The organism is Streptomyces cavernae, assembly GCF_004023625.1.
GTDB classification, from domain to species: domain Bacteria; phylum Actinomycetota; class Actinomycetes; order Streptomycetales; family Streptomycetaceae; genus Streptomyces; species Streptomyces cavernae.
Genome location: NZ_RPDJ01000043.1, coordinates 24,527 through 35,919, shown reverse-complemented (window position 1 = coordinate 35,919; position 11,393 = coordinate 24,527). Strand labels below are relative to the sequence as shown.

General features: G+C 69.9%; 11 protein-coding genes. All 11 read right to left on the bottom strand.

What is annotated here, in order from left to right:
• Positions 1–66: 66 nt before the first annotated feature.
• The 11 genes from EF387_RS38570 to EF387_RS38525 all read right to left on the bottom strand — a co-directional run bounded on the left by EF387_RS38570 (position 67) and on the right by EF387_RS38525 (position 11,378).
• Positions 67–1,749: a hypothetical protein gene (locus EF387_RS38570; RefSeq protein WP_128381269.1), complete on the bottom strand. Its 1,683-nt coding sequence runs from the start codon at positions 1,747–1,749 to the stop codon at positions 67–69.
• The gene (locus tag EF387_RS38565) at positions 1,746–2,123 is read right to left on the bottom strand and encodes an XkdF-like putative serine protease domain-containing protein (protein WP_128381268.1); all 378 of its coding nucleotides are present in this window, start codon (positions 2,121–2,123) and stop codon (positions 1,746–1,748) included. The genes EF387_RS38570 and EF387_RS38565 overlap by 4 nt, the downstream gene beginning before the upstream one ends.
• 13 nt (positions 2,124–2,136) lie before the next feature.
• Positions 2,137–5,277, bottom strand: coding sequence for a phage portal protein (locus EF387_RS38560; protein ID WP_162467286.1), 3,141 nt, complete (start codon positions 5,275–5,277; stop codon positions 2,137–2,139).
• Between the two features lie 99 nt (positions 5,278–5,376).
• The gene (locus EF387_RS38555; protein ID WP_128381266.1) at positions 5,377–5,727 is read right to left on the bottom strand and encodes a hypothetical protein; all 351 of its coding nucleotides are present in this window, start codon (positions 5,725–5,727) and stop codon (positions 5,377–5,379) included.
• Between the two features lie 88 nt (positions 5,728–5,815).
• Positions 5,816–7,465, bottom strand: coding sequence for a phage terminase large subunit (terL, locus tag EF387_RS38550; RefSeq protein WP_128381265.1), 1,650 nt, complete (start codon positions 7,463–7,465; stop codon positions 5,816–5,818).
• A gap of 41 nt (positions 7,466–7,506) precedes the next feature.
• On the bottom strand, positions 7,507–8,097 hold the full coding sequence (locus EF387_RS38545) for a hypothetical protein (protein ID WP_128381264.1): 591 nt from the start codon (positions 8,095–8,097) through the stop codon (positions 7,507–7,509).
• Positions 8,094–8,426 (bottom strand): hypothetical protein, encoded by a 333-nt coding sequence (locus tag EF387_RS38540; protein WP_128381263.1) that lies wholly within the window; start codon positions 8,424–8,426, stop codon positions 8,094–8,096. Before EF387_RS38540 ends, EF387_RS38545 begins: the two co-directional genes overlap by 4 nt.
• Positions 8,427–8,453: 27 nt before the next feature.
• Positions 8,454–8,624 carry a hypothetical protein gene (locus EF387_RS46860; RefSeq protein ID WP_155589808.1) on the bottom strand — a complete coding sequence of 57 codons (171 nt, stop codon included), beginning with the start codon at positions 8,622–8,624 and terminating at the stop codon, positions 8,454–8,456.
• Positions 8,625–8,927: 303 nt separating this feature from the next.
• A complete protein-coding gene (locus EF387_RS38535; protein ID WP_128381262.1) occupies positions 8,928–10,403 on the bottom strand; it encodes an aldehyde dehydrogenase family protein in 1,476 nt (491 codons plus the stop codon).
• Positions 10,400–10,882: a ParB N-terminal domain-containing protein gene (locus EF387_RS38530; protein ID WP_238431940.1), complete on the bottom strand. Its 483-nt coding sequence runs from the start codon at positions 10,880–10,882 to the stop codon at positions 10,400–10,402. The genes EF387_RS38535 and EF387_RS38530 overlap by 4 nt, the downstream gene beginning before the upstream one ends.
• Positions 10,863–11,378 (bottom strand): hypothetical protein, encoded by a 516-nt coding sequence (locus EF387_RS38525; RefSeq protein ID WP_128381261.1) that lies wholly within the window; start codon positions 11,376–11,378, stop codon positions 10,863–10,865. The genes EF387_RS38530 and EF387_RS38525 overlap by 20 nt, the downstream gene beginning before the upstream one ends.
• Positions 11,379–11,393: the final 15 nt, after the last annotated feature.

Below are 11,393 nucleotides of genomic sequence, written 5' to 3'. Positions count from 1 at the left end.
GGGCATGCAAGAAGCCCCCGGACAACTGGTGTCTCGGGGGCTCGCGGGATGTGGTTTGGGGGGCGCTTACGCGCGCTGCTGATGGATGCTCTGGAGCTGGGCGATGGCGTTGGCCTGCATGTCCTGTGCGACCCGGTTCTGCTCGGTCGCGTCAGCGGCCCCGTACAGGGACTTCTTCATCTCCAGGGCCCGGCCCCTGTCGAGGGGCGTGGCGCCTCGGTCCTGACCGCGCAGTACCGCGGGCGGGACGGCTCCGTTGGTGAACACCTTCGGCTCGGCGGGCTGCTCCTCCAGCGTCCCGATGCGGCCCTTCAGCGTCTCAACGACGCTCGCCAGCTCCGCCAGGGCCTCCGCCTGCTTGGCGAAGACCTCCTGCTGAGTGGCGCTGTATGCGTCGAGTTCCGCCTTGACCACGCCCGCGATGCTGCTCTTGAGTACGTCGGCGTCCGAAGTGGCGTCGGTGTCGGTCTCGTTGTCGGTCTCGTTGTCGGTGTGCTCGTTCTTGCCGATCTCGTCGGCGGGGGTACCGACCTCTGCGGCCGGTGCCGGGTTCAGGTCGGTCGGCGGGGCCGCGTCATCCGCGGCCGGCTCGACGGCGGGCTCCTCGGCGGCCGGGGTCTCCTCACCGTCGTCTTCGCCGGGGCTTTCCACCGGGATCAGGCTCTCGGGAGCCACGATGCCGACGAGGCGGCCCTTCGCGTCGTACACCGCGATCTGCGGCGCCTGGTCGGCCTTGCCGACGACGTCCGGGGCCTCGGGGTCGGTGGCCGTGTCGACGGCGTCCGCGTTTTCGGTGTCGGCCGCCTTGTCGACGGCGTCCGGGGTGTCGGCCGTCTGGGACGGCTCGGTCTGCGGCTGCATGGCGGTCTCCTCCTTGGCGACCGGCAGGCCGCCCTCCGGGCTGTCGGGTACGGGTGCGGGAAGGGACGCGAGGACTTTCTGCAGAGCGTCCACCGCATCGCGGATGGCCTGCTCGTTCCTCGCTGACAGGACGCGGCCAGCCTTGGTGACCTGCGTCAAGGCCTCGATCGTGTCGAGCGACGTCGCGTCGAAGTCGGTGAGGGCCTTCCCGACGGCCGCCACCATGTCCGCCGCACAGTCCACTTCAGCCTGCTCGTCCACCGCGAACGGCGCGAGGATCGAGATGGCGTAGTCGATGGCGCACTCGGCGTCGGTCAGGTCGAGCGCGCTGTCGTAGTCGCTGCGGTCGGCGGATGCGGCTTCGAGCAGCTCTCGCTCAGCCAGGACGGCGACCGCCGACTTGGCCCGCGACAGGATCGCCGTCCACTTGCGGGCGGTGGCCGCGTCGACGGCCTCCCACGCCGGAGAGCCGGGCTCCATCGGGCTTCCGGGCGCCTGCTCGCCTTCGGGGGTGGCGAGGATCGTGGTCGGATCGAGGTCGTTCTCCGGGCCGGTCGGCCCGTCAACCACCGCGCCCTTGGCCACGTCGGCATCAGCCGACTCGGCGGCCGGGGCGGCGTGCCTGACGGCGGCTTCATGGATGAGTTTCGCGATGGCCGCGGGGCTGCCGCTCATGGTCACCTGCTCCTGCTCGTTGGCGGGCTGGGGGTCGGGGTCGGCGGTCTTGCCGATGAGGGCCCGCACCGTGGCGGCGTCCACGAGTCCCGCACCGTCCTGGCGCTTGGCGAGCAGGAACGGCAGGCCGTTGGCGGCCTTGTCCACGAGGTCCACGCGGGGAATCGTGGCGTCCACCAGCTCGGTGAACTCGTCGTCTGCCGGGCTGGTCATGGCCTACTCCCTGGAGTGATGCGGCGTGCTGTGCCCTGCGGTGACCAGCCGGTGATCCGGCCGGACTTGTAGAGGTCCCAGGCGACGGGGTCGAGGATGGCGCCGATGAGCCAGTCCCCGGCCTTGACGACCACGCCGTCCTCGAGGGCCCAGTCGTCGCCGCGCCAGATGTACGACTCGACGATCTCCGCAGCGCCTTCCGTGCCGTCGGCGTGGAACAGGCCGACCTGCGGGCCGTTGCGAAGGAACGACCAGGCAGCTTTCTCCAGTTCCTCCGGGCTGAAGTAGTCGCGGCCGCCGTCGGCTCCGCGCTTGATGCGGGGGTCCGGGCCCGCCTGATAGGCGACACCGAGGACGTAACGCTGTTCGGGCATGAGCACACCTCCGTCAGACGGCGACCAGGGCACAGCGGCAGTTGGGGTGAACGGGCGGGTACAGGTCCCCGCTCGGGTACGGGTCCCCGAGCGGCAGCGGGCTCGCTGCGCTGTTGGCCTGGCACACGCGGCACGGGTTGCTCGGGTCGATCAGCCACACGCCCAGGGCCTTGCCCTGCTGCCGGTAGACGGTGATCGCCGCGTGGCTTGAGCCGCGGGTCGTCTCCGTCTGGGCGACCGTGCGCGCCCGGCTCACGCTGCCGAGCACATTGCGGATCGCCCGGCCGATCGCGGCATCGTCCTGGCCGGCCCGCACGCCTTTGATGAGCTCGCGGGCAACGTCCTTCAGGCGGCTGGCTGTCGTCTGCTCCACCAGGTCGCTCACCGTGCTGGCGAGGGCTTGCAGGCCGTCGCTGACGTTGAGGCTGGCGACCAGGCGGCGGGCCGTGGCGGTGTCGCCGGGCGCCCATCCAGCAGTGTTCGGCACGCTGCCGTCCAGCAATGCACGGGCAGAGGCTGCACCGATCAGGTAGGCGTCGGCGTACAGGGCCTGAAGCACCCTGGTCAGGGGTGCGGTCAGGTTGATGCGGGTGGCCAGCCACAGTACGGCGGCCGCCGCGAGCACCTCCACGGCCGCGCTGTCATCAGGCGGGGGCTGTACGGCCTGGTAGTCGCGGGCGAGCTGTTCGGCCTGTGCTGCGGTCAGTACGCCCCCGGTGGCGCTGGCGAGGGCCTGCGCCCAGTAGCCGGCGCACTCCTCGTCCAGCGCCCAGCCGGGCCACTGAGGCGCCCCCTGGGTGGGGGCGTCACCTTTTGGGTCGGCCGCTGCCTTCGCGAACCCCAGCTTCTCCGCGACGGATTCGTCATCGTCGTGACCGTGCGAGCCGTCGAGGTGCTGCCACCCGTCCATCTCGTCGAACCGGGCGGTCATGCCGCACGGGCACATCCGCTCCTCGCCAGGCTGCGGCTCCTCACCGGTTCTACAGCCGAGCGCACCGAGCACGAGGTCCAGCGACTCAAGGAGTTCCGGGCGTACGGCATGATTTCCGCGCAGCTGCGCGGGATCCCACCAGGCGATGGCCTCCAGCACGTCGCCGTCCGGGTCGTCCGGGTTAGTGACCTGGCCGCGTCGGGTCAGGTCGAGCACGGATTCGGACGGCACCGTGTAGACGAACCCGGCGTAGATGCCGGTCGTCCACGCGGGAGCGGCGAACGCCAGGGCCGCCATGCCTTCCGGGTCGAACGGCAGGATGAAGCCGGTCTCTTCACTCCACTCGCGGGTAGCCCCGGCGACCGGTACTTCGTTGCCTTCGAGGTAGCCGCCGGGGAACTCCCACGTGCCGCCTGCCGGATCGTCCGGGTCGAGCGCGCGTTGGAGCATGAGAACCCGGCCGGTGTCGGCCGCACGGACCGCGAGCCCGGCGACGGCGATCTCCCCGGCGTCCTTACGGACCGCAGCCCGCCCGGCCTGGTTGAGGCGGCGCGCGGTGCGCGCATCGACGTGCCGGAACTCGAAGTCTCGCCACGTGCGTGCGCGGCGGCGGGCCTTGGCGAACCGTCGGAACGCGATCGTCTCCGCCTTCGCAGACTGCACCCGCTCGTCGTTCAGTGGGGTGTTCTCCTCCTCGTCGTCCTGGCCGATCAGGTCGTAGCTGGTGATGCCGGTTGCGGTGGTGACGTCTGTCGTCGCACCCGCCGAGGCGTCCTTGGCCACCGCGGCGGCCGCCGACTCCTGAGCCGTCTCCCGCACGGCGGTCTGATAGGTGTCCTCGGCCTCGGCGGCAGCCTCCGCGTCTGCGGTGCCTTCGGCCGGAACGACCCCGGGCGCGGCCACGAACGGCTGCGGCAGGATGGGCTGGTCGTCTGCGGGGGCGAACGTCTCCGGGCTGATGTGGCCGCCCGCGCCGTTAAGGGACAAGAGTGGGATGGGTCCGTATCGGCCGGCGTTGAAGAAGCGGGGGGTCGGCCGGCGCGGGTCGCTCGGCAGGCCCAGCAGCGTCTCGCGGCCCTCGTCCGGGCTGGCCATGCCGGACTCGATGTAGATCTGCCACGCCTGCGCCAGGGTGAGCCTGTCCTCTTTTTCCTGGCCGGTGTCGAAACTGAACTCGACCGGCAGGTTGAGGTCGTGGCGCAGGAAGTGGGTCAGCACGCCTTGGACGTAGGTGATGAGTGGCAGGTCACCAACGCGGTGCTGCACGTCTGCCTGGGTTTCGCCGCTGGACCGGTTGACGTTCTCCGTGAACCCGAGGTCGGCGGGCGTGACGTGGTAGGCGGCGCAGGTCTTCCTCATCAGGAACAGGGAGAACGTGTCCTCGAAGTTCTTCTCGTTGGACCAGGCGATCGTGGAGCCGCCCGGTATCCACTTGATCTGATGTTTGACGGCCTGGTCGCCGAGGAGTAGCTGATCCCAGTAGCCCTGGAACTGCTCGATCTGCTCCGGTGTCCACGTCTCGGGCGCGGAGGCGAAGGCTTCGGGGATGTTCCCCGACGTGAACCTCTGGAGGAAGTACGCCTGGAACCGGAGGTCGGTGTTCGCGTTCAGCAGGATCGCTTCGAGCGGGGCGACACCGTACGGGCTGTTGGTGCGCGGCCGAAACGGCTCGTAGATCAGATCGTTCCTGGTCAGCCAGTTCCACGGCAGCCCGTTGACGTATTGCACGAACCCTTCGGCCGGAGGCTCGGGGATCTGGCCCCAGTAGTCCAGCAGCGGGGCGATCGTCGTGCCGTCCACGGGCCGCAGCCCGATGACCCTGCCGCCGCGGTTGCGCAGCCGGTACAAGGTGCCCGCATCGTAGGCGAGCACGTCGTACAGCCACTTCGCGAGCCAGTTCCCGAACGGGGTCTGCCTGTCGGGCTTCTCCAGCGCGGCCATGCCCTGGCTGATTGCCGCGTCAGCGTCCCCCTTGAAGCCGCGCGCCGGTACGACGGACCAGTTCAGGGCGCGGATGGAGTCGATGCGGTGCCAGATGCACATCTGCGCCACGTCGTAGGCCTCCACCAGGCCCCGCAACGTGTCGAAGGAAACGCGCTCGTGCGACTTCGGCCGAGCGGCCACGTTGTAGCCGGAGACGAAGTCGTGGGTGCGGGGGGTGCGGCTGAAGCCGTCGTACGGGCCGATCGGCTGGCCCGGCGAGAACGGCCGCGTCGGGGTCATGCCCGCGGCTTCTTCACCAGCCTGCATCGTGGCAGGCGGCTGGTTACCGAACACCTTGGCGAGACGGTCACGGAGGCCCATCGTTGCTGTGCCTCCTGTTTACGCTTGGCCATCGGTCGCGGGGAACCAGTGCTCGGGCAGCTTGACCGGAACGGAATCGCTCGGCGGTGTGGGCGCCTGCACTTCGGGGGTGCAGTCGCAGCCCGGCAGAACGGCCGGGTCCGGTGCCATACAGCTACTGGCATGGATGCGAGAGGCGGCGTCCAGGGTGATGGCGTGCGTAGCGCACGCGTACACGCTGCGGGTCATGCCGTTGCCGGTCGGCAACGGCCCGAACTCCGGAGTGGGAAGCTGCTGGTCGGCCAAGAGGAGCAGGTCTTCGCGGCGCTTCTCCTCGGCAGCGATAGCGTCCGCGACCTCGGCCCCGGTAGGGCGGCGTAGCCAGTTCACGACGGCTGGCTCCCCGCACGCCGTGCAGGCGGGCCCCGCCAATGTGGGGACGGGTACGGGTGCTGGGGGAGGGTTGAGGGGGTCCACTTCAGCCTCCTCGGAGGTTGTTCTGTTGCCGTTGGGCGGCGTCTCGAGCGCGTTTGCGGGCGGCGGCCGGATCCTCAGGAGCGTCGGGCGGCAGGCTGGGGGGCGCGTCCGGCTCGGGCTGGTCCGGCTCTCCACCGGCTTCGGCGGCGGCCGCCGCGGCGGCCGCGTTGGCGGCTGCCTGCCTGCGGGCGTAGTTGATCCACGCCATTGCGCCGGTGCTGTCGAGCAGAAGGTGAGCGAGGGCCTGGCTGGTGGCGTCCACCTGGTCGTCGTGGGTCGAGTTCGGGAACGACGCTGCTTCTTCGATCAGTTCGTCGGTGTCAAACAGGGCGATGGTCTTGTCCGGCAGGTGCGCGTTGCCGGCCTCGATGATCGGGGAGACGGCGTTCGCGCGGGCGTACTTGGATTCGGTGGGCGTGACCGCCAGGATGCCCGGGATCTTGGTTTTCAGGGTGTTGATGACCGCGGTGCCGTTGGCTTTGTCTTCGACGAGCTTCCCGGTGGCCTGCGGCCAACGGGCCACGAGGGCTTGGAACGCGGTCAGTGTGTCTGTGAAGGTGAGCCGTTTGCGGATCTGGTCCAGGAGGAACGCGTCCGCGCCTTTGCGGGCCCACACCTGCCCCACGACGAAGTCCGAGCTCTTGGTGTCTTTGAACGTCATGTCCCAGCTCATGATGATCTGGTCGACGTCGCGGACCTGGTACGCGTCCGGCTGCGTGGGATGCTGCGACCACAGGGGGGTGCTGTACCGGCGCCACCACTGCCGCTTCCACACGTTGCCGGACTCGGGCGACGGCCGGCCCTGGTACAGGCTGATCCAGGTCCGCGTGCCGACGTCGTGACGAGTGTCCCGCCAGTCCTGGTCTGTGCGGCCGCGGGCGGACAGCAGGAACTCGCCGGGCTCCCGGTCGAGCGGGTCGGTCTGCCCTTTCTCCGGGTCGTGGTCGGCCTCGGCGGGGATGTTGACGTGCCGCCACTCCCGGCGCACGTCCTGGCCGAGGAGACGCCCGGCGAGGTCGTCTTCGTGCCAGCGGGTGAGCACGACGATCACGACGGCGTCCGGCGCGAGACGGGTCCTTGCCGTGTCCGTCCAGAAGTCCCACACGCGCTCGCGGTACGTCAGGCTCTCGGCCTGTGCACGGTCCTTGATCGGGTCGTCGATGATCAGTACATCGACCGGGCGGCCGGTGAGCGCGCCCTGGACACCGACGGAGTACACGCCGCCAGCGTGGTCTTGGATCTGCCATTCCTGCGCCGACCGGGTGTCGCGACGGACGCGCAGCCCGAGCTTGTCGGGGTTGGCCTGGATATCGTTGCGGATCGCGCGGCCCCAGCGGCGGGCGGTGTTCGTCTCGTACGAGGCGATCGCGATACGCAGGTCGGGGTTGCGGGCCAGCAGCCAGGCGGGGAATGTGCGGCTGACGCGCTGGGACTTGCCCTCCTGCGGGGGCATGGTCCAGATGAGCCGCTTGCAGCGGCCTTCGGCCACGTCGATCAGGTTCTGATCGAGGAGCGCCAGGGCGGGGGTGCGCACGACGCGCGGGTCCAGGGCGCGGGCCAGGTCGTGCGGGGTCGGGTATCGCTCGGTGGCTGCTGAACGGCCCTCAAGGCGGTCTGCGGCCAGTGCAAGCGGGTCAGCGATAGCGAGCATGAAACGCCTCCTGCGAGAGGGCCAGAAGGCCGTACGGGGACTTAGACAGCTCTCAGGTGGCGGGCTGCGACGGTGCGGGCCTCGTCCGCGTCGCGCCCGGTCACTCCTGCGGCGGCGAGCGCAGCCTCGATCGCAGCGACCACGATCTCGGCCTGCTGTTCGGAGACACGGGCCATGCGGTCTTCGATGTTCAGGCGGGCGATCATGCCGAGGACTTGGGCGCAGCGGTCCATCGCGCGTTCGTACAGGACGATCTCGGCGCGGAGTTGTTCGTTGCCGCCGGCGCCTTCGTACCGGACTCGGTCGCCGAGCTGGTTGACGATGCCGGCGATGGTCTCTTGCCAGGCGACGGCCTGCCCGGCGAGCCGGGACAGGGCGGTGAACGGGTTGTCGACGGGGGTGACGTCGAGGCTGGCAAGGAGCGCGCGGGCTTCCTGCTCGGCCTTCTGGGCGTGGGCGGCGGCCCGCTGGTTGCGGGTGTTTCCGCCGTGCAGGCGGCACCGTCCGGTTCCGACGTGGTCGGTGCCCCATCCGGCGACGAACGTGCACGTCTCCCCCGGCTCGCCCTGGCGTTTCTGCGCGCCACAGCGGGGCTTGTCCCCCTCGGCGCGTTCGGGGCGCAGGCTGCTCAATCCTCGCTCCTGCGGTTCAGGCGCAGCAGCCGGGCTCGGCGGTCACCAATCGTCAACGCCCGGTCTACGGCGGCGAGGTCGCCCTTCATCGCGTGCGGCCAGACCGCGGCCTGGAGCCGGTCGTAGCGCAGGACTTCCAGCACGCGCAGCGGGTCCATCGGGAGCCCGTCGTACTGGGTGTCTGCTACGGCCGTGGCCGCCTCGATCGCGTCCACGGCGTCGGCGTAGTTGAGCTTGCTGGCGATGGTGTGCCAGTCCACGCCCGCCAGCTTCAGGTTGAGGGCCTGAACGGCGCGTGCGCGGTCTTCCTCGTTGAGGTCGTCGGCCACGGCTGCCTCCCGTGAGGGTGCGAGGGGTCAGGGGCGGAAGGAGAGGACCAGGGCTGTGGCTGGCTCGGCAGTGGCGTTGACCAGCTCGGGCCAGCAGCCTGGGGGGTGGAAGCGGTGCGTGTGCGGGGCGAGCGCCCGGCTGGTGGTGCGGGTGTCCTCGGTCAGCGTGCCGTCGAGGACCGTGACCAGCCGGCACACGGGTTGGGGGTCTTGCCGTCGCCGGTGGCCCCCCGGCCAGGACAGCAGCCAGGCCGTGTGGTGCGGGCCGTGTCTACGAGGACCTGCGGTATGGCCGGGCGGGTGTGCTGGTGACGGACGGCGAGGAGAGCGGCCAGGCGGGCATAGTCCGCGACCGTGACGGGCCCCGTGGTTGGGGGCGGGAGCAGGTGCGGGAAGGCGAGCGGGTCGCCGCCGATTGTGACGTCACTGTTCCTCGCATCGGTACCACCCGAGGGCGGGCACTCCTCCTTCGGATGCTGGGGTCGCCCGCCCTCGGTCGCGTTACCAGGCGCCCGTCTCGCCCCGGTGCGCGCCTGCGGGGACGGCGGCCGCGGCCCTCGGGCCGGTGATGGTGGCTTTGACCTCGGTGAAGGCGTGCAGCCCGTCGGGCCCGAGCTCGCGGCCGATTCCGGAGGCCTTGAAGCCGCCGATCGGCGCGCTGATCGGGTGCGGGGCGCCGTTGATGTGGATCATGCCGGTGCGGATTCCGGCCGCCACCGCGTGCGCCCGGTCCGGACTTGCGGACCAGACCGAGCCGTCGAGTCCGTACGGGGTGGCGTTCGCCAGGTCGACGGCCTGCAGGTCGGTGTCGAACGGGGTGACGGCGAGGACGGGGGCGAACACCTCGTTGCGGAACAGGGCGGCGGTCGGGTCGACGTCGGTGAACAGGGCGGGCTTGAGGAACCAGCCGGGCCGGGCAGGGCGGTAGCCGCCGGTGACGGGCGCGACGTCGTGCGCGTGCACCGCGGCGCGCGCACGTTCCAGTTGCGTTGCGGACACCAGCGGCCCGATCTGCGTGCTCGGGTCCGCGGGGTCCCCGACCGTCAGGCGGGCCGCCAGCAGCTCGTAGAGCGCCCCGCAGACCTGCGCGTACAGGGGACGGGCGACGAGGATCCGGGTCTGGTTGGAGCAGATCTGTCCGGAGCAGGCGAGGCTGTTGTCGAGGACGCTGTCGACGGCGGCCTCGACGTCGGCGTCGTCCAGGACGACCATCGCGGACTTGCCGCCGAGCTCCAGCGACACGCGGGTCAGGTTCCGGCCGGCGAGGGAAGCGATCCGGATGCCGGTGGCCGTCGAGCCCGTGAACGCGATCTTGTCGATGCCCGGGTGCGTGACCAGGTGCCCGGCCGCGTCCGGGCGGGCCGGGACCACGTTGAACACGCCTGCGGGCAGGCCCGCATCGTCGGCGAGCTGGGCGAGCCACAGCGCGGACAGCGGCGACCAGACGGCGGCCTTGATGACGAGCGTGCAGCCGGCGAGCAGCGCCGGGACCGCCTTCATCAAGATCGTCTTGTGGGGCATGTTCCACGGCGTGATCAGCGCGCACACGCCGACCGGCTCGCGGGTGATGGTGTGCTGGTCACGATGCTCGGTGAACAGGTCCCGCCCGGAGGCCGCCAACTGAAGGTAGTAGTCGAAGATCTGCTTCGGGTGCTCGGTCTGGGCGGTGAACCGTGCCGGCGCCCCCATCTCCAGCGTGATCAGGTTAGCGGCCTCGGCAGCACCGTCGGCGTACAGCCGGGCCATCCGCTGGAGGACCTCGGCCCGTTCGGCAACGGTCATGCGCGGCCAGGTCCCGTAGTCGAAGGCGTCGCGTGCGGCCGTCACCGCGGCGTCGATGTCGGCGGGCGAGCCTGCCGGGCATGATCCGATGGGGGCCTCGGTGACCGGGCTGATGACCGTGATCCGGTCCCGTCCGAGCGGGGCGGTCCACTGCCCGTTGATGTACAGGCGGTCGTACCGAAGGCGGGCGGTCATCCGACGGTCCATCCGTTGTTGAAGCCGTCCGGGGCGTGCCGGGCGAGCATGTCGCCCCGGTCAGCGAGCCGCTCGACCTCCTCGGCGTCCATTTCCAGACGGCGGCCGATCTCGGTCGGCTCGATGCCCAGCTTGAGCAGGTCGTCCACGATGGATGCCATGCCGAGAACGTGGTGCGTACCGCGTGCCCGGTTGTGGCGCACGGTGGCCATGCGGGCAGTGGCCGGGTCGGTCGGCGGGAGCACAACGACCGGGACGAGACCTCCGGTGAGGGCGGCGATGGCGGCCTGGGCTGCGACGGTCCAGCGGTGGAAGCCGTCAACGATCTCGTACGTGCCGTCGGCCTGTTCACGGGCCACGATCGGCTGCGTCCACCCGTTCTCGAGGATGCTCGTGGCCAACAGCCGATGCTCAGGCGGCGCCTGGACATTGGGATTCCAGTCGTTGCTGGAGAGGGCTTTACGCGGGAGCCATTGCACGTTCCCCACCGGCTGGTTTTCCACGCCGTGTGAGGCCTTTGAGGCGGTCAGCGATTTCGAGTTCTCGGTCACTGTAAGGGGTCCACCATTTTCCTGGCGTGCCACCTCTTCTGAGGCGGCCCTGGTCGTCAAGTCCGACACGCGCAACCCGCAGTTCGCAGAACTCCTTGATCAGAGTCCAGTGCTCCTGCTTGGTGACTGCGTACGGGAGGAGAGCGTTCGCCATCGTCAGGACGTAGCCAGTGCGCGTGATGTTGTAGCCCCACATGTCCTTGTGGTGTGCCTTGCGCTCGTGCCACGTGTGCTGAAGGGCGTTCAGCCCGAGGCCGCGAAGAATCTCTACGGTTTTCGCGACGGTCACTTCATGGGTCATCTGGATTTGCGCTTGAGGGACGAGGACCCGATTGGTGTTGCCCGCTCGGTTCTGCCGAGTGATGCCAACAGATCCTTCGCCGTCCCAAATGCCTGCGAGCCAGGCCAAGTTCGTTTCGATCATGAGCTAAGCCTACTC